This is a genomic window from Spartinivicinus ruber, from assembly GCF_011009015.1.
GTDB lineage: Bacteria > Pseudomonadota > Gammaproteobacteria > Pseudomonadales > Zooshikellaceae > Spartinivicinus > Spartinivicinus ruber.
The window spans coordinates 4,203,266-4,229,795 of record NZ_CP048878.1 but is presented as its reverse complement, the minus strand read 5'-3'; the positions used below and the strand labels follow the sequence as shown (position 1 = coordinate 4,229,795).

Below are 26,530 nucleotides of genomic sequence, written 5' to 3'. Positions count from 1 at the left end.
CTAGGTTTAGGCAGTATTCAATGAAGTTTAATAATTTTAAGAAAACACCTCTTCTGTTAGCTGTAGCACTGTCAAGCAGCATTCACGCAAACCCAACACCAACTTCTTCTGAATATGGCCATTGGTCATTTGGTGGTGGATTTTCTCAAACAGGCACCAAAGATAATTCAGGCAATAATCATCATGGGTATTTCTTGGGAAATGCTGAGTTGGTGAAAAATGGGCAGCCTGTTTTGCATGGCGGGCAATATACAGCGGATGGTGCCAAGGGTACGGCACTAGTGGTGGAACAACTTAACCCCTTTATCGTTAATCTGGCAGATTTTAATAGTGGTCAACCTTTTTCGCTCAGTTTGTGGTTAAAAGCTGAACAATTCAATATAAAACAAACGTTGGTTGAACAGCTGGGTAAAAATAATGGGTTGTTTACCCTTTATTTTGATGAGAATAACCAGTTGCATATTGAGTGGCATACTACTACAGGGGAAAAGGGTGAAGCCGTTTCGGTTGATCCTTTATTAGTCAAAAAAAATCAATGGCAACATTTGGTTTTTTCATTTAACGGCCAACAAGATGGGATACATGTTGCCTTAGATGGTAAAACCATTGCTTTAAATCAGTCAACGTTACCTCTGGATATTTCAATCAGCGGGCCATTAATGTTTAGTAATAGTGCCCTAACAGAGTTAGAAGCACCGTTATTGGGTAGTCTTGATGAAATTCACTTATACAATCGAGCGTTAAGCTCTGTAGAAACTAATTGTTTAAAAGATTTTGGTTTTAATTGTGTGCCCGCTTTTTACCAAGGCCCACGAGGCCCCAGAGGGTATCAAGGGGATGCTGGACTACAAGGGACAGTTGGGCCAAAAGGACCAGCCGGTGAACGAGGCAAACAAGGTGAAACAGGTGAAAGAGGCCCCAGAGGACAAGCTGGACCAAAAGGTCCCCAAGGATTAACAGGTGAAAAGGGTGAAACTGGGCAACAAGGACCTAAAGGTGAAACTGGCCCAGCAGGACCTGCTGGAAAAGATGGTAAGGATGGGATAATTAAAACACCAACAATTAGAACTTGTCGTTTTGAAAATTCACATCACTTGGTTGGGGGGTGTACAGTTAGTTGTGAATCTAATGAAAAAGTTATTGGTGGTGGTTGCAATGTGATTAGTCAGGCTAATGTCCATCAATTTATTAAGAAAAATTATCCATTTCAAAATGGTTGGGCTTGTGAAGCTCATGATGGATATTCAAGTAAAGATTATTACCCACAAGGAAAAGGTTACGCTATTTGTATGGAAACTGTCGAAGATGAGGATTCTATACAAGACAGTTGGGAACGTTATTATGGGTTAGATCCCGAGACAGATGATGCCCAAGAAGATGCGGACAATGATGGAGTTACCAATGCCCAGGAATTTATTAATGGCACAAACCCTATGGTGGCTGATGCTTTAACGGTGAACCTGAATAAAAAAATCCAACAGTTACAGCCAATCCGCCACTATGTTGCTGATGATATTAATGAGCAAAATGGTACAGTATTAAGAGACCGTAGTGGCACAGTAGAAGGAAAGTTAGTCTCTCGCTCCGGAAAAATACTCGATAAATTGCATGATAGTGAAGTGCCTGGAGCAGCGGCTAAATCCTTTGATTTTAATGGGGATGCCTATTTATCCATGGGTAGTTTAACTGCGGATGAAATGAAGGAAGGATTTACTTGGATGGGGTGGTTTAAACTAGATAGTTTGAATGGTTATCAGAGAATAATTAGTGCAGGAGATAGCAAGGAGAGTAGAAATATAGTATTCACGTTTTATAGAGCAACAAAATCTTTATCTGCTTACTATTACTATACTTCTGGAGGACGAGCTTGGAAATCTGTATTGCAAGAGCCAAGTTTTGATGAAGGTGATAATTTTCATGTGACATTGACGTATAGTAATAAAAAGACCACTTATTATGTAAATGGTATGGTCGCTAAAGTTGTTGAAGAAAAAGGTGATCCTGTTAAAAAAAATAGACGTTATTTAAACTCTGGATATTCACTTTGGAAATCTGAAAATGGTGTACCTGGCAGTGGTGGCATCTCAGACCTCCAATTCCAACGAATCGCGATTTTCGATAAAGCTCTAACCCAACAGCAAGTGGCTGAGTTATATCAGTTAGGTGCTACGCAGTAATTTTCTGATTTGATCAATTATTAGTTTGTCAGTGCTGAATAGGAATATTCAGCACGCTCATCAACGTGGTAAAAAAACAATATGAAAAAATATATAATTAAACCCTTGGCTTTAGCGGTTGGTTTATTTTCCGTTACAGCAATAGCGAATCCAGTCCCCACTTCTTCAGAGTATGGTTTTTGGTCTTTTGATGGTGGAAAACACCAGTTGGGGGCTGCGGATTTTTCGGCGAGTCAGCACCATGGTTATTTTTATCAGCACCAAGTAGGTGATATGGCTGGTGGCCAATTTGTTAATGGAAAAAAAGGTACTGCACTTGTTGTAGAACAAGACAATCCATTAGTGGTACCCGCTGCTGATCTGGATATTTCTCAACCATTTTCAGTAGCATTGTGGTTTAACATTGACCAGTTAAATACTGAGCAAACGCTTTTTGAAAAAGCCGATGTTAATAGCCAAGCGCAATTTTCAATTTATATTGATGATGAAAATCAAGTGAATGTAGCATTTGTCGGAGCAACTGGCAGTAGAGGAGGTTTAGTGTCATTGCCACTAGGCAATATTAAACAACAATGGCAACACTTAGTTTTTTCATTTGATGGCAGCGCAAAAACCATGCACTTGTCGTTAAATGGGCAAGCAATGAACACTGTGAACTTAGGGTTAAATGAAGTAATAAAAACGAATGGCTCATTAATTATTGGTAATAGTGAATTAAATCAGTTGCAAACACCACTAGTGGGCCAGCTAGATGAAGTACGAATTTTTACCCGTGCTATTAGTTCAATAGAAGCAAAATGTATTGCTGAGTCAGGCTTTAATTGTGTACCGTTTTATTACCAAGGCCCTAAAGGTGATAAAGGAGATCAGGGGCCTCCAGGGTTAAAAGGAGACAAGGGAGATAAAGGAGATAAAGGCGACCAAGGGTTACAAGGTGAAAAGGGTGATAAAGGCGACACTGGTCCTATAGGCCCAAGAGGCCCGCAAGGATTTACAGGTGAAAAGGGAGATAAAGGTGACCAAGGGCCACAAGGCGAAGTCGGACCGCAGGGACCAAAAGGTGATAAAGGCGATCGTGGACCAGCAGGGCCACAAGGACCAATGGGACCAGTAGCAACGCATTATTCTAAATTACCAACAGGGAGTTTGGCGGGGTATTGCCGAGTTGGTTATTGGCAGTATTTCGCCAATAAAGGAAAATATCAGGTTATTCCACCAGCTATTGCTGTACGTGAAGGATCAGGGTGGAGTTGTCGCTGTGAAAGTGGTTGGACACCAGTTACAACAGGGCTGCACTATAATCAAGAACCATGGGATATGATAATGTATTCCTGTATAAAGAATTAAAATACTACACAAGAAATCTACTAACTTAGCAAAATGTTGCGAGTTGCTCAGTTAAGTGTTTTCTCGATCTTAAAGGCTAGTGCAAAAGCTAGCGGATATGGGATGACTGGGTGTTCTGTAGCTAAGGCATCGATACCTTTTTAGCTCTTGATGTGCCAGGGACGGCACTTCAAGAGCGGCGGAAGAATATCCTGTTATTCCATATCAGACACTAAATTTACTTTCTACACCCTTCCGCAACAGCCTCGCAGGGGAAAGGGAATATTTCATACAATATGCGAATCATCCACTATCTGTCTTGCCTTTATATTGTAAGTGAGTAATTGGTATTCAATTAACCTGTTTTTTTTGACTAAAAAATACTCATTTCTATAAAAACAAAAAAAGTTTGAAAAAAAAGTTTACGTTTTTCTGAAAACTCTGGATATATAACTAAAGGGCTTACGAAAAACGCAATTGATTGTTTTTTAGTCGCCATTATATGTACAACAGTTAGTGTACAGATAGTTAAGAATTAGAGAATTATTATGGTTGCAGTGATTGCTGGACAAGATTTAGGTTTACATAACAATGTATTAGCTGGACTAGGGGGCAATAGCCAGCTGGGTGAAGGAAATAACCGGGTTTTTATTAACCATCAAACCGGTAACCTGGTGGTGCGTCATCATACCGATGCAGTAGCCAGTGTAGGGTTAGATACAACTTTGCTGCACACCTATAACAGCCAGGGGCAAACCAATGATCCTCGTCATAACCCTTGGCTGTTAGGCTTAAACCGGTTTATCAGTCAATTACCTGAGCCACCGAATGAACCAGGTAGTAGTTTAATTAAGCAAAATGGTGATGGGAGTGATAGTGTTTATCGCTATGATGAAAAGCTGCAAGCCTATATTACGACCGATGGTGAGGGTGCCCATGATTACTTTCAATATGACCAGACTAGCCAAACCTGGACCTGGACAGAAGGCACTAGTCGTGTCACTGAAACCTATAATGCTCAAGGGCAATTAATTCAGTTAACGGATAAAGCAGGTAATCAAACTCAGCTCAGTTACCTAAACAACAAGTTAAGTACAATTACGGATGCTTCGGGTCAAGTCACTTCATTGATTTACACTGACAACCTGTTAACTGAAGTACAAGTGGCTTATCCCAATCAAGCAGGTCAACAAATAAGCCAGGTGGTGTCGCGCTATCAATACGATGAGCAAAACCGCTTAAGTCATGTGATCGTGGATTTAACGCCAGCAGATAACAGTATTACTGATGGCCAAACGTATCAAACCCAATACCGTTACGATGGTAACAGCCAGCGCATCAAAACCATTCATAACAGTGACGGTACGGCTTTAACTTTTACCTATGAACAGGTGAACGGCACTTACCGTGTAGCCAGTTATCGTGATGCTACGGGTGTGGGTGTAGACTATCAATACGATGTTGCCCAACAAATTACCCATGTCACTAATACCTTGGGCCATCAAACCAGTTATCAGTTTGACGACCAGGGCCGTATTACCCAAGTATTTACCCCCGCAGTGGATGGCCAGCGGGATACGATTGCTTATCAGTATGACGAGCAAGACAATATTACCCAAATTACCAATGGGTTGGGTGACCGAATTAGCCGTCAATACGACAGTATGGGTAATCTTACCTATGAAATCGACAGTGAAAACCGGGTCAGCCACTATCAATATAATACCCAGCAACAGTTAATTGCCGAGGCCACCTGGCAGTTACAGCGAGCACCTACAACGCCTGCGGAATTCACGGCCATACCGGAAAATGCAGCGTTTACCCGTCATCTTTATAATTCACAAGGATTACGTCAATTTACCTTATCGGCGGAGGGACGAGTTTCTGCATTTCAGTATGACAGCCAGGGCCAGTTAATTGAAACTTATCAGTTAGCTGGTGTTGTATATCCGATTGCTTCACCTGAAGAGACAGAAAGTGAGATCACCTTAACGGCGGTGTCTGATTGGGTTAATGCACAGTTAGCCAATGGTCAAGCCACGAAACTTACTCAAACCCTGACTGAATACGACAGTCGCGGTTTAATTAATAAAGTCGTTAAACAGGGTACGGATAAAAACGGTGCAGCACAATCGATTGAAACTGTCTTTAACTACGACCACTTTGGTCGGTTATTAAGCACGGCAAATGCTGAAGGGGCAACAGAAACCTTAAGCTATGATGGCTTAGGGCGGGTGTTGAGTAAAACCAATCAAGCTGGTTTAACCACTGTTTATCGTTATGATGACCAAAACCATTTAGTGACGACCACCTTCGCTAGCGGGTTAGTTAAAACTGAATTATTTGATGCAGCCGGTCGATTATTAAGCCGTACCGAACAAGCCACTGATGACACCCAGACTTTGGGTAAAGTCCGTTATTTTTATGATCAAGCGGGTCGGCAAATTGCCATGCAGGATGCCAATGGTGGACGCAGTTACACCCTGTATGATACCCGTAATCGTAAAGTGGCCACCATAGATAGCCTTGGGGCAATGGTAGAGTATCGTTACGATGCCAATAATCAGTTAATTGAACAAATCCAGTACCACCAGCAGGTAAACACCCGAGGCTTAGTGATGGGTGGGCAAATTAATGAACAAAAACTGGTGTTGGATACACTACGGCCTGCGTCGTCTGCTACCGCCGATCGCCATAGTTACTGGGTATACGACACCGCAGGTCAAAAGCGATTTGCGATTAATGGCCAGGGCCAAGTCAAAGAGTGGGTTTATAATGCCCATGGTAAAGTGGTGGGTGAACATCAATACGAGGCCCCATTAGCGACTAGCCTACTAGGTCAGCGATTAACCGTTGCTGAAGTGCAGGCCAATTTGGGTGACTACACGCCGATTGTTGTACGGAACTCGTCGACTACACCTTGGGAAACGACTTATAAAGCCTCGGCCTATCAACTGGGTGCTTCCGAGCAGACCACAGAAACCGTCAAAAGCTATGCTACTTTGCAGCTGAGTGGCTCAAGCAGCTATCAAATGGTGGATAGCATTCCTAACCATGTCACTGTGATTAAACAACAAAATAAGGCTGATATTACCGGTACTATTTTAGTAAATTATTTAACGGATGAAGAGCAAGCATCGGTTGACAAGATAGTCGTAGACTTTATTGATTTGAAAACTCGTCAATCCAAACGGGTAACAACCGACCCAGCTCAATTTGATAATTATCAAGGCGAGTTAATTCTACCTAGCCATTTAACGGGTGGCCGTTATCGTGCCAGTGTAGTGGTATATTTGCAAAATGGTGAACGGATTGCCAAACCAACCTTTGTGATTGAAAAAGGTCGTCACCAGTTTATTAGCCAAACGATTCGTTGGCCGGTTGATGCGCTGGCCAATCAGCCTGGCACTAAACATCAGATTGAATACCGCCCCTTAGATCGCCCACCGTTTGGTTTAACGGCGACGGCGCCTTTTAAGACAGTTGCTGTAGAGATTGTCGATGGTTTTTATCAGGCCACCCTTGAAGAAGTAGTACCGAATTTACCTTATGAAGTCCGCTTAGTGCATCAGCAGGATGCCAGCAATATTGACAATGAACAGCTGACCGAAAAATCTGGCACCTTTTTATTGGTGCCTACCTCCAGAGATTCCACACAAAATATTGAGTTTTCTCAAGCAGCGGTTAATAGTCAAACCGTAGAGGGAGCATCGCTAACCGGTATTATTTCAGCCGAAGAAGCGAAAAAAATCGATTATATCTCTACTTATGTCGACTCAGTAGGGAGCCAAAGCGAAGAAGTCAGCCATGCGTTGACCTACCCAAGGGGGTATCGTCATTACCAAGGGGAAGTGAATTTATCCTTAGGTCGTGAGTTGGATAGCGGCACTTATCGTATATCCATGACCAAATATTATTATGATGGCACCCGAGCGGAAGAGTCATTTGTTTATCAAGTCGGTAATCAGCAAGAGATTAATTATCATACCCGCCTGACCATTCCCCTGGATCAGTTACCATTAGCTGTCACCAAACCGGGAACAACCGTTGCCTATCGATTGGCTCAGCAGGAGCCTAGCCAGTATGAATTTGTCGATTTAGCTAGCCAGTTATCGGCAGATAAACAAGCCATTGAGTTGGCATTAACGGATTTAATTGCTGGCCGTAATGATCTGACTATTAAAATTGTTCAAGATGGCGACCCGGTCATTGAGCGGGAAGGCCATGCGCGAATAACAGTTGATGGCTACTCGAAAAAACAAGTGTTATTAAAATTCAGTGACGAAAATGGCGATAAAATAGCGGGCCGTTTTAATCACCATTTTTATAATGATGACCAACAGTTAATTGGCTCTATTGATGCCGAGGGTTATTTAACTGAAATTATCTATAACGAAGCCGGGCAAAAAGTTTCAGAAATTCGTTATGCCACTAAAACTCCTTATGTGGTAAGTCAACAATTTAGCCATAGTTTGGAGCATCTTCGTCCCGCTGCTAGTGATCAAGACCAGCGAACCTTTTTTATATACGACAGCTTTGGACGACAGGTGGCGACTATCGATGCGGAAGGTTATTTAACCGAACAGATCTTTGACAGCTTAGGACGATTAAGCCAAACCATCCGTTATCAAAAGCCTTTAGCGGTACTTAAAAAAGAGCCCTTAGCAGTACTTAAAAATGAGCCTTTAGCGGTATTTAATAATCAGCCTTTAGCGGAAGCTGCTTTAAATAGCCCAGCTACAGAACAATCGTTAGTAGAGCTGCGTCAATTAGCCACTGATCCACAACAAACCAAGTGGGTGGAGCAATTCCGTTATGATCAAGCAGGCCGTAAAATCCAGTCTATAGATCGGTTTGGGGTCGTCACCCAATACCAATATGATCCGCTAAGTAATTTAACCACCGTTGTGACGGGTGAAGATCAAGCTCGCTCTAAAGCGGTTGTACAGCAGCGTCGGTTTGATCAAAAAGGTCGGGTTATTGCAGAGTTAACTGCCGAAGGTAGCCAATTACTAAAAACAGCTACTACCGACCAAGCCAAAGCGCAAATTTGGCAAACCCACAGTAATCAGTTTGTGTATAACGATGCGGGCTTAAAAATAAAAGTGATTCAGCCACAAGCTGAAAATGGCCAGCAGCCAACCAGCTACTTTTATTATGATCGTTCCCATCAACTGCGTTATACCATTAATAGTTTGGGTGAAGTGACGGAACACCGCTATAACGGCTTTGGTGAAAAGATTAAAACCATCCGTTATCAAACTCGAATTAGCACGGAAGGGTTAACCGGAGGGTGGGATAATAGTCGGCAACTGAAGGATATTCAGACCAGCGCGGAAGATATTACCACCCAGCAAGCCTTTAACCGTTTGGGGCAAAAAACTCTCACTGTTGACGGAGAAGGCGGCATAAGTCGTTTGGCCTACAACAGTTTTGGTGAGTTATCCGAATTCACCAAAAGCATTCAAGCGGCCAACGAAGCATACACCACTACCCGTACCTATTATGATAAGCGCGGTCAGTTGATTCGAAGTGTGGCTGGGGAAGGGGCTGATCAGCAAATTAGCCACAATGCTTATGATGCTTTTGGCCGCCTCACTACTAAGACTTTTGCTGATGGTAATGTTGCCCAGACGGCCTATGACCGATTAAATCGGGTAGTTGCGGAAGTTACTGATAGTGGTAACAAAACCCAGTTTCGCTATGATGCGTTAGGCCGCAAAGTGCAGGTCACCGATCCACTGGGGCAAGTCACTCAGTATCAATACGATGACCAACAACGGACATTATCGGTGACCTCTCCGGGTGGTCACACGGTGAAAACCTGGTCTAATCAACATGGCGAGGCGTTAAAAGTTCAAGACCCTAACGGTAATAGTAAACAGTATCAGTATGATGCGGCAGGTCGTTTAACTAAAACCGAATTTTTTGATGCCCAAGGCAATTTACTGCAAACCAGTGAAAAACAGTTTAACCAGTTGGGTTGGTTAACAGAAACCACTGATAAGCAAGGGATTACCCGACAGTTTAGTTATGATGCCGAAGGTCGTAAAATCCAAGAGGTAGTAGACCCAACAGGTTTTAAATTAACCACACGCTATACCCTGGATGCCCAGGGCCGGGTGATCAGTCAATCAGGGCCTGATCGTTTAACTTCCACTCGCACAACTTATGATGCTAATGGCCGGGTCACTGAAATTATCAGTGGTAGTAAATTTAGAGGAGTACAGCTGTTTACCCGTTACCGTTACGATGAACTAGGCAACCAAGTGGCGGTGGAAAAAGGCAGCTTGGAGACGGGCGTTGAATCTACCGTTCATTATGAATACGACAGTTTAGGACGCAAAACTGCACAGATTATTGATCCCGAAGGATTAGCATTACGTACCGACTATCAATATGATCAGCGCAATAATGTCATTGTGGAAACGGATGCTAATGGCGACAGTACCTACTATGCCTACAATGGCAATAATCAATTGCGCTACATGGTGGATGGTAATGGTGGCGTTAGTGTCATTGAATATGACAATGCTGGCCGTAAAATCATCGAGCGTCAGTTAGCAAAGCCAATTACTATTGAAGGGCTAGCAGCCGACCTGATTAACCACAGTGGCGATTCACGAGTGGCGGTGGAAGGGCGTGTCTCTGCTCGGCCTAAACCACAACTGACAGAAAAGAACCATGTGTCTTATACCTTGTATGACAAGGATGGACGGGTTGCTTATCAGTTTAATAGTGTTGGCCATGCAGTCGGTTTTCAGTACGATGCCAATGGCAATATCATTCAGGAAAATAAATACACGACACCTGTATCCAATGTAGAGCATTTATTTGTCGGTCAGCAATTTGACCAACTAATTGAACAATTAGAAAGCCAACAGCCCATTAGCAGTTACCAGTTTTATAATGGTTTAAACCAGCCTGTGGTTACGATTAATGCGGCAGGTTATGTAGCAGTTAATCATTATGATGAAAATGGCCGGTTAGCAGGCACAACTCAATATAGTCTGCATTTTGAAGATGATTTAAATATTCAACCTGAACAATTAGCGAACTTAAATCTTGCAGAATTAAGTGAGAAAGTAAGCCAATTTTTATCGGCGAATGATGATGTTGCAAAACAAACTAGCCAGATTATTTATGACAGCTTAGGGCGCAAGCAATACCAGATTGATGCGGCAGGTTATATCAGTGAATTTCAGTATGATATCAACAGTCGTATTACTGCCAGTTTGCAATATAAAACACCTATTAATTTACCGGCTCACTTAGGAGGCACAGGCCCTGAGTTTATTACAGCAGAAGTCATTGCAGCTCATATTGCTGAACATAACGAAACGGCAGCGTTTCAGCAGCATGTATATGATAAAGCGGGGCGTGAAATTTATACCATTGATGCCCAAGGGCATGTAACAGAAAAACTGTATGACGGCTTAGGTCGTGTAATAGAAACTCGCCGTTATCAAGGGATTATTGCTTATCAAAGCAAACCATCGTCTTTCCAAACTGCACGTAAACTAGGACAGTTGGATTATGTAGTATCCCGTACAGTATATGATCAGGCGGGGCGTGCCACCTTTGAAATAGATCCATTAGGCCATGTCACTCAGCACGAATATGATGGGGTAGGTCAATTAATTCGGAGTGTACGTTATGCGAAGCCTATAGCGTTATCCCAAACCACTGCATCACTGAATACAACAGAAGTTGACTCTCTTTTAGTGGCGGCTGATAACGACCAATCCACTGTTTACCAATACGACGCAGCAGGGAATAAAACTGGTTTATTAACCGGTGCCGCATCGGTATTAAAAGCGGATATGACGGTTGAAGAAATAAAAACCGCCATACAGCAGCATAAAATCCGGGTGGAATATTATGAGTATGACGCGCTAGGTCAACGTACTGCGATTCATCGGCAAACTGAAACGGGTGAATGGTTGACCCTGTTCCACTATGACGGTAAAGGCCAATTAGTCCGTGAATTAAAACAGGTAGATGCCGACAACGGTTATTTAACTGTGTTTGATTACGATGCGTTTGGTAATAAGGTTTTCGAAAACCGTTACAGCGGTTTATTGCCAATAAGCAAAGGCGCGAATCAGTCCCGCTCGTTGGTGTATGCCGATCGGATTGTACGATTCCGTTATGACGGATTAAACCGGTTAATTGCCGAAACAGCGCCGAGTGCGGATGGCAATGGCCATGAAACTCATTATGTGTACGATGCCTTTGGTAATTTAACCAGTAAAATTGAAGCGGCGGGTAAACAGTCAGAACGCCACACTGAATACCGCTATGACGACCGCAACCAAAAAATCGCAGAAATCAAAGCAGCAGGGACTGAGGCGGCTGCAGAAACCCGCTATCAATACGACAGTTTAGGCCGGTTAACCACCATTATTGATGCTCGTGGTGTGGCGCTGATCAGCCAAGACAGCGATTGGGCATTAGCCGAGCGAGCCAAACTGGGGATGACACATACCGTACAAAATGAGGCGGGTGAAGACGTTCCCGGTGCCACCAAACGGGCTCATGAGTTAACTGACGACGAGATTCGTACATTATTAGCCGCCTATACCAGCACCCAAACCTTTGATGCGGCGGGGCATAAAACCTCAGAAACCGATGCGTTAGGGTATGTGACCCGAACGGAATATGATGCCTTTGGCAATATCATTAAAGCCACTGACCCAAAAGGGGCGGAAGGGTATTTTTATTACGATGCCAATAATCGTTTACGCTTACAAATCGGTCCTTCTGGTTATGCCACCGAAACTCGTTATAACGCCTTCGGCCAAGTGGTCGAAACCCTGCGTTATCAGCAGCCGCTATCTGGTAGTATTGGTAGCTATGATGAAAATACCGCACTCAACGACTTATTAACCCAATTAAATAGTCAAACAGGGGTGCTCAGTAAACAAAATCAAATTAATGGCTTTGGCCAAATTACCGCTGTCACCGAAGCGGGCGTTACCGAAACCTTTAGCTACGATGCGCAAGGCAATAAGCTTAGCCATACCGATCGCAACGGCAATACCACCCAGTTTGAATACGATGCCCAAGGGCGGTTAATTAAACAATACTCGCCGCAGGTCCGAGTGGTGACGAATGCCGAAACCGGTGCAGTGGCGATGCAATCGGTAGTGACCCAGTACGATTACGATTACTTAGACAACAAGGTTCGTACAACGGTTGGGGTAGGCAGCAACACCCCTTTAATCACTGAAATGGATTACGACCCTCAAGGCCGATTAATTACCCAGCGAAAAGCTCAGCATTGGGTGGAAGATGGTCAATCGGGTGGCGGTAAAAATACCATACCTGAAGTACAGCGCCGTTACGATGCGGTCGGCAATGTGATTACCGAAACCGATGCCAACGGTAATACCAGTACCTTTTACTACAATGCCCGTAATTTAGTGATCGCCAAAGTGGATGGGGAAGGCTATTTAACCGAATTTAGCTATGATGCCGCTGGTAATAAATTAACCGAGCGGGTATACGACACCTCAGTGGGCACTGTTTACCCGAACAGTCAACCGGTGGGCCAAGGCCAATACCGAGAAACCACCTTTGCAGTCGATGCCAATAACCGGGAAGTGGCTCAATACAGCCGCACGGTGTTAATGCACGATATTGATAAAGGCTATTTCTATGGTCGTAAAGCCCAACACCAGGTGTATGATGCCAATGGTAATGTGATCAAAGTGATCGATGGCCGGGGTAACGCCAGCTTTAATTATTACGATGCCACTGGCAATGTCATTTTAACGGTTGACCCTTTAGGTTACGCCACGGCTAAAAGCTATAACCCAGCCAGTCAGCAAATAGAAGAAATTAAATTTGCTCAATCCCTGACGGCTGAACAATTAGCGAATTTATCGGAACAGTCTGATCCACAACCGCTGCTGGATAGCTTGGATAAAAACGCCGCCAATAATCGAATTACTCGCCAACAATACGACGCTTTAGGCCGCCTCATCGAAACCCGCCAGGTGAATGTGGAGCACCAAGTCAAAGTGGGCAACGAATGGCAAACCCACACCGGCGATGCCATTACCCAGCTGTTGTATGATGCCAACGGCAATAATGTGGCGATTATTCGCAAAGGCGAAACCACCGCAGGCGAAGCAACTGGCCCAGCAGAGCGGATTGATATTGGCTACGATGCCTTAAATCGAAAAGTGTTGGAGCAAAGCACTGGCTATACAGCTGCCAGTGGTGAAACGGTGCGCCAGACTACTAGCACCTACTACAATGCCCAAGGTCAACAAGCTTTAGTGGTACAAGAACAAGCGGATGGCAAACAAACCCAATTTGAGTTAAGTGCTGGGGATTTAATTACCCGACTGATATACGACAAAGCGGGTAACGCTATCAAACAAATTGATGCTAATGGCAGTGCCACCGAATTATTTTACGATGGCAACGGCAATGTGGTGCGTAAACGCCAGCATTTATTGCAAGCGGACGGTACCACTAAAGCGGTGGATATGCGGCTTGCCTACGACAGTTATAACCGGGAAGTGTGGCGAGATGAAGGGATCGGTGCCATCAAACACGTGTGGCATAACGCCCATGGTCAAATCACCGGCAAAGGGATTAATGGTCAAATTCAGGAATATTATGAATATGACCAAGCCGGTAACCTGGTCAAAACCAATGAAAAAAATGGTGCGCCACGCCTTTATTTATACGATGAAAATGGTAATGTCAGCCAAGAAATCCAATCCCAGGCAATTGATTTATCAACCATTACCCTCAGTGAAATTCGCACCCTGGATGCGAGTAAGTTACACATCACTTTAAGCCGTTACGATGCTCGTAACCAACTTACGGATGTGATTCAGCCGGAAATGTCGTTCCTGACTGGGACGGATAGCACTACCCCAGCTGAACAGGTAGTTGAGGCCACCCCGTATACCTTTGGTAAAGCCAGCATGTCCGGTGGTGAAGCCTTCCAAATGCGGTTTTCACTAAAAGCCAGGCCACGCCGAAGCAATAAGCCGCAAGTGCATTATGATATTCGTTCCGTACAGTTTAATTGGAAGGATGTTAATAACGCGCCCACGAAATTTAAACTGGACTGGGACTCAGGGTTTACTTGGAAGTCACGAGGTGTTTCGCAATTTACCGCTAATCAAAGTACCGGCAGCGTTAATTTTGGTACCCGAGGCTCGCGCAGTTATAAAACGACGAGGAGCAATATTTATAGCCAGGGGATGATTTATCGTTTTAATCTGTATAAAGATAATGGTAACGGTAAATACACGCCATTATTAACCAATGCGAAAGGGCGGTATCACTGGACAGGTTCTGGTCCAAGTGGCACGCGTTACGAAGACGGGCAAGTGCATTATGCACCGCAAATTATTAATTTAGAACAACAACCCAAAGAAACTACCCGACTACGGTTTTATTATCGGGTGGCGCAAGACCCAGGCTATGCCAGCCGGGAATATAACGAAGCGAATTATCAGCCAGAAAAATACAGCTTTCAGGTGACGGGGTCACGGGTACGACGTAATGGTGGCCATTGGGCCGTGGATATGTCCAATGCCCCTGGGTTAAAAGAAAACCAAACCTATGAGTATTTTTATGAGGCGGTGAATGCTCAGGGTAACGTGATGAACCGGGCTGAGGGGATTTTTAAAACCAATGAAAATGCCCAAAGCGGTGAAACCTTTGATCTGCAATTAAATATGACCCAAACGGCGGCCACGCCGGCATCTGAAACAAATGCGGAAGCCAAGCCCAGTGAGCAGCAGTTAGACACAATTTATTTAAGCTGGAAAAACCTGGGTAATTACACGGGTAAATTACGCTTTGACTGGGATGCCGGTTTTGCAGGAGCAAAAGGTTCAACAGAGGTTGATGCTTCCCAGCAATCCATTCAGTTAACACCGAATACCAAATTGCAAAGTGCTGAAGGGCGTGTCTTTACCTACACCATTAATGTCTATAAACAAAATACGGCCGGTGAGTGGGAATTATTAGACTGGTTGCGAGGCGATTATAGCTTTAAAGGCAAACGTTTTGAGTCTGGTACTTATACCGCCACAGGCCACCATGAGTTGGATCGCCATCAGGGAATTAAAAAAGGCAGCATTACCCATCGAAATACCGGGCGGCCACCCTACCATCGCAATAGCCTGGATTATTTAATTGGTAAGCAAGCACTGGTCAGCCATGCCGTTCACCGTCAGCAAGCTTATAACGCCTTTGGTGAAATTATTAAAGAAGTGGATGGTAATGAGAAGGTTACACACTTTACCTATAACCAGCTGGGCAAGATGGTGCTTAAGCAAGCCCCGGAAGTGAGTGCCACCGATGAGCAAGGTAATAAACAGCAGGTGACGCCCACTACCCGTTATGGCTACGACTTATTTGGCCAACAACTGTCGACCACTGATGCTAATGGCAATACTAATGAGCAGCAGTGGGCCGCAGGCCATATAACAGGAGAACTGCATGCGGATGGGGGGCAAGTCCAGCAACAATACGACGAGTTTGGCCACAAAGTTAAACAGACTAACGAGTTGGACCTGGTAACCACTTATGGTTATGACCAAGTGGGCAATATTACCCAGGTCAATCGGGCAGGTGGTAATAATGACACCTATAGCTATGATGCCGCGGGGCAACAAGTTAGTCACACCAATGCCTTAGGTAAAACCGAGCATTATCAATACGACAGTAGTGGTCGGGTGCTGTCCCATACCGATTATGCGGGGTTTACCACAACCTATCAGTATGAATATAACGGCTCGATTGGAGAGATTGGCGGCTGGGTTGTCACAAATACCAATGCCGAAGAAAAAACCTTAATAGACCATAAAGACGTATTTGACCGGATTCATTATCACGAGGATTTAGGGGGACGGAAATTCTGGTACAAATACAACTCGGCTGGGAAATTGCTGTGGCAAAAGGGCGACACCAACTTAGAAAATGAATTGGAGCATGATCAGGAAATTTATTACGGCTATTACAACAATGGCTATATCAAAAATATTGATGATTTAGGTGCAAATAATTATTCCGAGTTTAAATACGATAAAAACGGTAATTTAATATTTGAGGCCTATTACAACATTGATGAAGATCAGGGGCAAAAAAGGGTTTATACCCAACGCTCGAATGTAGAGTATGACGCACTCAATCGTATTACTAAAATCGATGACCCGAAATACACCATTACCTATGAATACGATACCATGGGTAATCGGCGTAACGTGCGCAGTGAATATATTCAAGTAGACCAAGACCCCGTAGCAGCAGAAACCGATCCTGGATTGAAAAAGCATGTACAAGCGTTTTGGTATACCTATGATGCCATGAATCGGTTTACCACCACTATGGGCACGTTGAAAGACGGCCAAATTGTAGCGGGTGATCATGGTTATCAAATTAGCTATAACGCTGCAGGGCAACGTGTTCAGGCAACCAGTAAAAATAACACGGAAGTGTACGCCTATGACGAAAATGGTAAATTGACGACCACCCATATTGATGGCGTGCTCCGTGCCCGTCGGGTCAATGATGTAGTGGGTAATACCACGTTATACGGGGAGTATGATCAACAGGGTAATTTGTATCGGGAAGTCAGCAAGGAGTATGACGCTAATAACCGAGCCATCAAAGAAACCACCACGACCGAAAAAGGCGAAAGTAGCAGTAAAGGCACCACGTTTGAATACGATAAGGTAGGTAACCTGAAAGTCACCGCCACCTTTGGTGATGACCCGGTGATTAAAACCCATTACAGCTATGAGTTATGGGACGAATACAAACGCAAAACCATTCGTAGCCAAGCCAAAACTGGCCAGGAGTTACGTTGGGTTTGGCAGCCGGGTACCTCAACCTTTGGGTATGACCAAAATGGCCATATCAATTATGTAGAGGATGAATATAACGCACGAATATTGAAGTATATTAATAACCACAAAGGCCAAGTCTTAACCCGTACTGAAGAAGGTCATCAGCGGGATGGCACCCAATATTTAAGAACCCATCAGTTTTATTATATGAACGGAGTGGGTATCGGCGATGTGGGGGATGATGGCCCCACTTACACCGATTACGCTACCCAGCTGGCGTATAACCAAGGCTTAATGCGCCGCCCCGATAAAGTCACCCCAGTCTTTAGTGCTGACTTTGATGCCAACTACCGGGCTATTGGTGAAAACTACCCAGCACAAAGCCCAGGGGTATACACCATTAAAAAAGGCGACAGTTTACAAAGTATCGCCTTGGCTTTATGGGGTGACAGCAGCCTGTGGTTCTTATTAGCCGATGCCAATGGGTTAAAACCTGAACAAATTGCCAACCTAAAACCCGGCACCGTATTAACCGTGCCGAATAAAGTCACCAACATCCACAACAACAGCAGTACGTTTAGGCCCTATGATGCCGGCGTAGCGATAGGCGACGTGAGTCCGACATTGCCGGATGTGCCACCACCGCCGGCACCGAAAGGTGGGGGCTGTGGGGCGGCTCAGGTGATTATTATAGTGGTGGCGATTGTTGCGACCATATTTACGGCAGGGGCTGCGGGGGCTGCGTTTGGTGCTATGGCTGCAGGAACATCCGCAACTGCGGCAGCAGGTGGCTTGGTTGCCTCTGGTTTTGCAGCAACCATGTCAGCAGGGCTAGCAACTTTATCAACCCTAAGTTGGGCTTCGGTTGGGGCTGCATTTGTGGCTGGAACAGTTGGCTCAATAGCAGGCCAAGCAGCTGGAGTTGCGCTTGGTGTACAAGATAAAATCTCATTTAAGCAAGCAGCGAAAGCGGGTCTTCAAACAGGCATTTCTACTGTTGTAGGTGGTGCTGTTGGTGAGTATTTCAGTACAGCAAGTGGTTTAGGAAAGACTGTTTTTGGGGCAGGAAAACAAGTCAATAGTTGGCAAGCTGCTGCTAGGGCTGCTGTAGGTAATATTGGTACACAAGCACTTTCCATGCAGTCAGGTTTGCAGAAAAAGTTTGATTGGCGCTCTACCGCTGTTGCTTCTATCTCTGCAGGAATCAGCAGAGGATTAAATAATGCTGATTATAGGACGGATAATTTGGCTGTAGATACAACGACCGATACTTTAATTAGTGAAGGTGTTGAGGCAGCAATTTATAAACGTAAGTTTGATGTTAATAGCTTTGCGGGTAATTCAATTGGACATTCAATAAAAGCTTACTACCGTCCTCAATCTAGTTCTATCGTAAATGAAAGTGCTAAGGAAAATCAGCATGGCAGCGAGAGTAAGAAGGCATATGGTGTTGAGTCAGAAATTATACAAACTGATTTAGAAAAGCTGTTTAGCTATGATCCGAAAGAGGAGCTTAAGCAAGTCAACCCAGATGTTATTAATCAAGGACTTGCTGAAGATTATACTCAACAAATTGTAGAAGAAATTAAAATTGATGAGCAACTAAATGGAAGGCTTGAAGGGTACTCTTATAACCAGAAAAAAGCGTTTTTAAACTCGGTAGGTGAAGCATACCCTGATTATGATGTAAGTCAATCTTCTCAAGCAAAAAGTGCTGCAGGCCTGTATGCCCGTAGTGGCTTTAGGAAAATAGGCGTAGGAACTAACTGGCAGGAACGTAATGATCAAAACTACCAAGCGTATCTGGCTAATTTTGAACCAGATCCAGTGGGTGAATCAAAAGCGGAACAAATAAACCAAGTGAAAGGATATATTAAGCCATTATATAATGAGTCACCAAAAGACTTTCATACAAGAACAATAGAAATAGTTAATAATTTTGAGTTGGCACTCAGTGTAGATAAAGAAATAGGAATAGAACATGGAAAAGAGGGGCTTGCATTTTTCGGTGGTAATGAAAAGCACCAAAATAAATTAGTTGCAGCAGTCAAAAAAGAAGATCTTCTTGAGTTTGCAACAGTGACTAATCGGGGAGATATTGTTGAAGACTATAACTCTGTTGAAAATATGCACCCTATTGATGTGGTAAAACATTGGGCACTGGGTTATGGAGGTAATCTACATTTTAGTCCTGAAAGTAGAGTGTCTAAAATCTTTAGTCAAGGAGATGGCGCTAAATTACTTGAAGACAGATTTTATAATAAGTTTGCTGGCAATCCACCTGACTTAGGTGAAATGAATAAGGTAGATTATAAATATACATGGTTTTGGAGAGCATTTAACCTAAATTCAGCGGAACAAGTCGTAGGTACATGGAAAGGTGAAGCAATAAGACATGGAAATGAAGTGGTATTTCGTGCAAAAAATAATATGTCTTTGAACTCATTAACCTTCGGGCGACAACGTAGTGAAACAGGTTGGGACTGGCTAAATCCGGAAATACTTGGGCCTAATGAAGGTGATTTATATATGACAATAGAGTGGTCAAGGCCTTTAAGGAGTAAGTGATTATGAAGAATAAAACAGTCGTTACATGTTGCTTATTTGCTTTTTTAGGGGGTTGTCTATTTTTATTTCATGGGTATAGCACCCCTTTGAAAGACTTTAAAGGCTGTTATGTGCAGAATACTGTTAAGCCTATAGATAAGATATGTGTTTATCAAAATGGTAAATATGAACAATTTGCTTTTGATGATAAACATAAAACTCTTGTGAGTTACAATATAGGCTTATGGAGAAGTTATCTGACGAAGGAAGGAAATCATGAGGATGTAGGGGTTGTCTTAAATAAATATTTAGACAACGCTGGTGTTATAATTGAGTTAGATATATTTCCTTATAAAAACTTGTTTGGTAAGGAAATATTTGTTGTGCATGGAGATGAATTTTCTGAAAGTAAATTTTATATAAAGGAAAATAATTAAAAATGGTCACTGGGACGTACGCATAAATCTGACACAATATAAGTGTCATTTAACCTTTAAAATAGAAGTCATTATGTTGTAACAGGTTTTGAGTATGACATGTGCCCGTCAATAACAGGTGTCGTTGAATGCGACGCCTTTCTTTATATTGTGCATCCTTGCACTATACCCTACGGGCCAGCTAAAGATGTTCCAATTTTTTTCCAGAAAAATTGGTCATTGCATTACTCGTTGTGTACGACGGGCTTTTTTAGGTTATGAAGATCAATTGACAGGCCAGTCATTTGAGCGCAAGTTTTTGCGTCCTGCAAAACTTGTATACATTACTTCCATGTGAATAACTGTCGTCAGTGGGTGGTGGATCGTTGGTTGCGAGAAAAACGCAGTTAATGCAGGGCAAATATAAGATTATTGTAACAACTGGGATAAAGCTGGCTAAAAGGAATGAAAGCAGCCAGGCGATTATTTAAAGTTAATGATATAACAGCATGACAAAGCATTTTATCAATTATTAGCCTCATACTATTTTTTATAGTAATAAACAGCTCCTTACTTTTATAATTGTTTTACTCATTTAACTACTGCTGTATAATTACCACTCATTTTTATTGAGTAGTTATTTATAGTCAAAGCGAGTGTCTTTTAGATGAGGCTGCCAAGTGATGAATCCCATGAGCCTAAAATAATAGGTGATTGGGAGCGACGGCAACAAACTCTAAAAGTCATTCGCGAAGAATATAGGCTTAGGCAGTTCTGAATGAAATCAAAACAATTTAAAAAAGCCCCTCTCCTGTTGGCGATGGCTATTGCGGGTAATGCATTAGCTAATCCAACTCCTACCTCTTCTGAATACGGCTATTGGTCCTTTGATGGCGGTAAACATCAATTAGGCGCGGCTGATTTTTCAGCGGCGCAACACCATGGTTATTTTTATCAGCGTCAGGCCGGTGATGTATCGGGTGGTCAGTTTGTTAATGGTAAAAAAGGTACGGCGTTAGTGGTAGAACCAGAAAATCCATTGGTGGTGCCAGCTGCTGATTTGGATATTACCCAGCCTTTTTCTGTTGCATTGTGGTTTAAAATTGATCAATTAAATATCGAGCAAACATTAATCGAAAAAGCTGATACCAATAGCCAGGCGCAATTTGCGATTTATTTGGATGATAAAAACCAAGTCAATGTGGCCTTTGTTGGGGCAACGGGTGAAAAAGGTGGCTTGGTATCATTACCGTTAAATAATAGTAAAGGCCAATGGCAACACTTGGTATTTTCATTTGGTGGTGATGCGAAAAATATGTATCTGTCGTTAAATGGACAAGCAGCGAATACGGTTAACTTAGGCTTAAATAGCATTGTTAACATTAATGGTCCGTTAATTATCGGTAATAGTGAGTTAAACCAATTACAAACGCCACTCAATGGCCAGCTGGATGAAGTACGACTGTTTACCCGTGCCATTAGCTCGATTGAAGCCAAATGTATTGCTGAAAATGGTTTTAATTGTGTACCGGTTTTTTATCAAGGCCCTAAAGGGGAAAAAGGTGACCAAGGCTCGCCTGGATTAAAAGGGGATAAGGGAAATAAAGGTGAAATAGGTGAGCGCGGTTTACCAGGTGAAAAGGGTAATAAAGGCGACACTGGTCCTATAGGCCCAAGAGGCCCGCAAGGTTTTAAAGGTGAAAAGGGAGAACAAGGTGAGCAAGGACCACAGGGCGAAACAGGGCCTAAAGGCGACAAAGGAGATAAAGGTGACCAGGGACCAAAAGGTGAAAAAGGGGATAAAGGTGAAGCAGGCTCTTCGGTAGATCGTAAACATTATTTTGTATCAAGAGAACAACGTGGCACTTCTTTAGCGATTCCTGAGCAAGATATTATTGATTTATGTGCAGATGAGGATGGGTGTAAGCTTAGAATAGGGCTTGAAGGGTGGGATGGAGAGAATGGTCCAAATAGTCATCGGATAGCATCTCGCGAATCATTATTTTATTACCATGCCGAAACAAAAAAATGGAGAGCATCAGCAGGCGATGTGCAAGGAGAAAATAATAACAATGTAACTCAGCATATTATGAGTCCATGGGCTTGCTATTTTACCGATGGACAACATATCAACTGGAAAGATGTGTCAGATAAGGATAATAATTTTTGGTTACTTTCATGGAGTGATGGGTATGACGCTCACTGTCGCCTAACCATTATTGATTAGGAATTAAATGTCTAGTTACCGCCCAAGTCAGTAAATATGGGGAATAGGGTATTTTGTAGCTACGACATGGATGTCGTTTTAGCTCTTGATGTGCCAAGGATGGTACTTCAAGAGCGGTGAAAGAATACCCTGTTATCCTATATTGAACACAAAACTTATTTCCTGGCACTTTGTTGCTGCAGAAGGCAGCCGGTACTTATTTAAAAATCTATTCTAGAAAGTTTTATTTGAAAATAATTGTAAGATGAAAAACATGCATAAAATAGTTAAACCTCTAACCATTGCTATCTCGGTCGCTTTATCTTCATCAGCTGTTGCACAGTCAACCACTTCTGAACTGGGTGTTTGGTCATTTGATGGGGGCTTTTCTCAAGAAGGGACGCGGGATTATTCTGATAATCATCACCATGGTTATTTTTTTGCAAAGGCTGATTTGATAAAACCAGGCGAAGCTCTTTTAAGTGGTGGTACTTATACACCAGATGGTGCCAATGGGAATGCGTTGAAAGTAGAGCAAGACAATCCATTGTTAATTAATATCCCTGGGTTTAATAGTGCTGAGCCTTTTTCATTATCCTTTTGGCTTAAACAAACCACGACAGATAATGTTCAACAAGTACTATTTGAACAAGTGAATGATAATGGCGTATTCACGGTTTATTTAGATGAAAATAATTATTTGCATGTTGAATGGCAAGATGGCTCACCCAGCCCAAAAGGTGTGACATCAATAGACCCATTAACCAATATCAATAATCAGTGGCAGCATGTGGTTTTTTCATTTAATGGTAAACTACATGGGATGCATGTGGCGTTAAACGGCAAGCGTTTACCTGTGCAATTACAAGGAAAGCCAGCAGGGGGTTTTACAGGACTCATTTCTGTGGGTAACAGCTTGGTTAGTGATTTGAGCAGCCCATTTCAAGGACAGCTGGATGAAATTCAGCTCTATAATCGCCCCTTAAGTTCTATTGAAGCCAAATGTTTAGCAGAATTAGGTTTCAATTGTGTGCCGACTATTTATCAGGGGCCAAAAGGGCCTAGAGGATTACAAGGGCCAAGTGGGTTGACAGGTGATCAGGGAAATAAAGGTGAAAAAGGGGATCGTGGTCTACAGGGTGAAAAGGGTAATAAAGGCGACACGGGTCCTATAGGCCCAAGAGGCCCGCAAGGCTTTAAAGGAGAAAAGGGAGAACAAGGAGAGCAAGGACCACAAGGCGAAATCGGACAGCAGGGGCCAAAAGGAGATCAAGGTATTCAAGGCCCTAAAGGCGATAAAGGTGACCCAGGTTCTTCGGTAGATCGTAAACATTATTACACGACAAAAGCAGAGCGTGGAACATCAATTGTTATCCCAGAACAGGATATTATTGATTTATGTAGTGATGAGGATGGTTGTCAACTACGTATAGGTTTGGAAGACTGGAGCACTGCGTATCCTGGTGCTGTTGAATATAAGAGCACTATGTTTTTCTATAATAAAGATACTAAGGTCTGGGTAGGAGAAGGACTTGCTGGAAAAAACGGAGATAACTTATTCCAAGCAAACTCAGCTAATTTTTATGCATGTTATTTTTCTGATGGGGATTATGAAAATTGGAGTAATGCAGGTGATAAGGACCTCAACTTTTCTTTTGTTAGTTGGAAAGAGTATGTTGCTAATTGTCGCCTAACTATTATTGACTAGAAACTAAATGTCTAGCTATCGCCCAAGTCAGTAAATATGGGGAATAGGGTATTCTGTAGCTACGACATGGATGTTGTTTTAGCTCTTGATGTGCCAAGGATGGTACTTCAAGAGCGGTGAAAGAATACCCTGTTATCCTATATTGAACACAAAGCTTACTTTCTGACACTTTATTGCTTCAAAAGGCAACAGGTACTTACTAAAAGATATATTCTAAAAATAATTAATTAGATAGTAATTGCAAAATAAAAAAATAGCTAATAAAGCTTTAAAAATATAAAGTTTTAATAGCTATTCGAAATTTTCGGTCAACATATTGTAATTTGCAAGTTTGACCTGCCAATTAATCGCAGCGTGGGTCTCGGTAATGATCTGTAATAGAACAGGGATCTCGATACAGAGTACGATAACCTTCAGCAAATGACTTATTACCATTTAGGTTTTCTACCTGAAAAACATACCAGCCATCACCATTGGTTTTGGCTGGTTGGGGTACATAACCAGCTTTACATTGACTTTTTAGAAGGTCGTACTCGTACTTTTTAATCCTATGGTAATGAAAATATTGGTGAGGTGGTTTAGACTGTCTATCCATATAACCAAATACAGTTGCATATTCTCCATTAGGCTGTTTTAGCCAATTCCAATCACTGCCATCAGGTTTAGCGCAATAAACATACATGCTCACCCAGCCTGCTTGGCTTGTTGATGCTATTAAAAGTAATGAAACTGTGATGAGATGTTTGAGCATAGATACCTTCCCAAAAAGTTGGAAAAATAACCGAGTTTTTCTTATTAGAAAATACTGATAATTACTTATTATCCACAAGTAACCTACATAGGCTTTCTTTGTTGGTTAATTGAAGAATGGGGGTAAAAAGTTTCTTTACTAGTAAGGCTTAAGGTATCGTTAATACTGTTAACTGCATGTAATGTTTTATATAATAGTTGCTCATTTTTATTGAGTAGTTATTATAATTTTAGGCAGTACTTAATGAAACTAAAACAATTTAAAAAAGCCCCTCTGTTGTTGGCTATAGTAGTTGCCGGTAATGCATTAGCTAATCCAACCCCGACTTCTTCTGAATATGGTTATTGGTCGTTTGATGGGGGAAACTCCCGTTTAGGCGCCGCTGATTTTTCGGGTAGTGAAAATCATGGACACTTTTATGACCGGGAAAAAGGAGATTATTCAGGTGGGCGTTTTACCGATGGTAAAAAAGGTGACGCACTGGAAGTGGAAGCTAAGAACCCGCTGGTCATAGAAGCAGCAGATTTTGATACTCAAAATCCGTTTTCAATTGCGTTGTGGTTTAAAGTAACCACCTTAAACCAAGTGCAAACCCTGATAGAAAAAGCAGATGCCAATAATAATGCAAATTTCTCTATTTATTTGGATGAGCAAAACCAACTGAATGTGTCGTTTACTAATGCGGCTAATAAAACTGGTGGCCTGATTTCTGAGCCATTAAATAACATCAGAAATCAATGGCAACACCTGGTGTTTTCCTTTGATGGTGATCAATACAATATGCATTTAGCCTTAAATGGCCGATTTTTACCTAGTCAAAATGATGGATTACCAAATGCTGTTGTGCCTAAAGGACCAATGCTAATTGGCAATAGTGAACGAAATGGTTTAGAAACCCCACTGCTCGGTGAGTTAGATGAAGTGCATTTATACAGCCGTGCTATCAGCTCTATTGAAGCAAAATGTTTAGCAGAATTAGGCTTTAAGTGTGTACCTAATTTTTACCAGGGGGCAAGAGGGCCGAAGGGTAGCCAAGGAACAGCTGGTTTACCGGGTAAGGAAGGAGTTCAAGGCGAAAAAGGTGGTCGTGGCCCGCAAGGCGAGAAAGGTGATAAAGGCGACACGGGTCCTATAGGCCCAAGAGGACCGCAAGGCTTTAAAGGAGAAAAGGGCGAAAAAGGTGAGCAAGGACCACTGGGTGAAATTGGGCCGCAAGGGCCGATAGGGGATAAAGGTGACCTTGGACCTGTTGGCCCACAAGGACCAATGGGGCCCGTTGCTACTCATTATTCTAAATTACCAACAGGTAGTCTAGCTGGCTTTTGTTCTCAAAGTGGTCACGTGGAGGCAGTTTTACCTGCCAAGTTAGAAGGGGGGCAGTGTACCTGTGAAGAAGGCTGGTCAGCTTTTCTAACTGGATTAGCTTATTACTCGCAACCATGGGATACGCAAAGGTATTCTTGTATTAAGAAATAAACTATTTGCATTGCAATAAAAATTTCAGTAGCCAGGGATGGCTTTCTTTTTGGAGGTAAATACTTCAAAGGTAGTAAAAAAGCACCAAATAAAAAAT

8 protein-coding genes are annotated in these 26,530 nt (G+C 42.7%); 7 read left to right on the top strand and 1 reads right to left on the bottom strand.

What is annotated here, in order from left to right; all coding sequences use genetic code 11:
- Window positions 1-20 precede the first annotated feature (20 nt).
- The 6 genes from G4Y78_RS19075 (at window position 21) to G4Y78_RS30825 (ending at window position 24,206) form a co-directional block, all read left to right on the top strand.
- Window positions 21-2,177, top strand: a complete 2,157-nt coding sequence (locus tag G4Y78_RS19075; protein WP_163834536.1) for a LamG domain-containing protein — start codon at window positions 21-23, stop codon at window positions 2,175-2,177.
- Between the two features lie 81 nt (window positions 2,178-2,258).
- Window positions 2,259-3,524, top strand: a complete 1,266-nt coding sequence (locus tag G4Y78_RS19070) for a LamG-like jellyroll fold domain-containing protein (RefSeq protein WP_163834535.1) — start codon at window positions 2,259-2,261, stop codon at window positions 3,522-3,524.
- Between the two features lie 527 nt (window positions 3,525-4,051).
- Window positions 4,052-19,897 (top strand): LysM peptidoglycan-binding domain-containing protein, encoded by a 15,846-nt coding sequence (locus G4Y78_RS19065; protein WP_163834534.1) that lies wholly within the window; start codon window positions 4,052-4,054, stop codon window positions 19,895-19,897.
- A gap of 2 nt (window positions 19,898-19,899) precedes the next feature.
- The gene (locus G4Y78_RS19060) at window positions 19,900-20,313 is read left to right on the top strand and encodes a hypothetical protein (RefSeq protein WP_163834533.1); all 414 of its coding nucleotides are present in this window, start codon (window positions 19,900-19,902) and stop codon (window positions 20,311-20,313) included.
- A gap of 757 nt (window positions 20,314-21,070) precedes the next feature.
- Window positions 21,071-22,519, top strand: a complete 1,449-nt coding sequence (locus G4Y78_RS30830; protein ID WP_222937536.1) for a LamG-like jellyroll fold domain-containing protein — start codon at window positions 21,071-21,073, stop codon at window positions 22,517-22,519.
- Window positions 22,520-22,772: 253 nt separating this feature from the next.
- Entirely contained in the window at window positions 22,773-24,206 is a 1,434-nt protein-coding gene (locus tag G4Y78_RS30825; RefSeq protein ID WP_222937535.1) for a LamG domain-containing protein, read from the top strand.
- A 343-nt stretch (window positions 24,207-24,549) separates the two neighbouring features.
- On the opposite strand, the gene G4Y78_RS19045 is transcribed toward G4Y78_RS30825, so the two are convergent.
- Window positions 24,550-24,957: a hypothetical protein gene (locus tag G4Y78_RS19045; protein WP_163834532.1), complete on the bottom strand. Its 408-nt coding sequence runs from the start codon at window positions 24,955-24,957 to the stop codon at window positions 24,550-24,552.
- Window positions 24,958-25,200: 243 nt separating this feature from the next.
- Here G4Y78_RS19045 and G4Y78_RS30820 point away from each other — a divergent pair, with 243 nt between their 5' ends.
- Window positions 25,201-26,433, top strand: a complete 1,233-nt coding sequence (locus tag G4Y78_RS30820) for a LamG domain-containing protein (protein ID WP_222937534.1) — start codon at window positions 25,201-25,203, stop codon at window positions 26,431-26,433.
- Window positions 26,434-26,530: the final 97 nt, after the last annotated feature.

Bases quoted from the DNA above. Each gene is read 5' to 3' on its own strand.
- G4Y78_RS30830 (WP_222937536.1), top strand. From the start codon at position 21,071: ATGAAATCAAAACAATTTAAAAAAGCCCCTCTCCTGTTGGCGATGGCT.
- G4Y78_RS19075 (WP_163834536.1), top strand. From the start codon at position 21: ATGAAGTTTAATAATTTTAAGAAAACACCTCTTCTGTTAGCTGTAGCA.
- G4Y78_RS19060 (WP_163834533.1), top strand. From the start codon at position 19,900: ATGAAGAATAAAACAGTCGTTACATGTTGCTTATTTGCTTTTTTAGGG.
- G4Y78_RS30820 (WP_222937534.1), top strand. From the start codon at position 25,201: ATGAAACTAAAACAATTTAAAAAAGCCCCTCTGTTGTTGGCTATAGTA.
- G4Y78_RS19045 (WP_163834532.1), bottom strand. From the start codon at position 24,957: ATGCTCAAACATCTCATCACAGTTTCATTACTTTTAATAGCATCAACA.
- G4Y78_RS19065 (WP_163834534.1), top strand. From the start codon at position 4,052: ATGGTTGCAGTGATTGCTGGACAAGATTTAGGTTTACATAACAATGTA.
- G4Y78_RS19070 (WP_163834535.1), top strand. From the start codon at position 2,259: ATGAAAAAATATATAATTAAACCCTTGGCTTTAGCGGTTGGTTTATTT.
- G4Y78_RS30825 (WP_222937535.1), top strand. From the start codon at position 22,773: ATGCATAAAATAGTTAAACCTCTAACCATTGCTATCTCGGTCGCTTTA.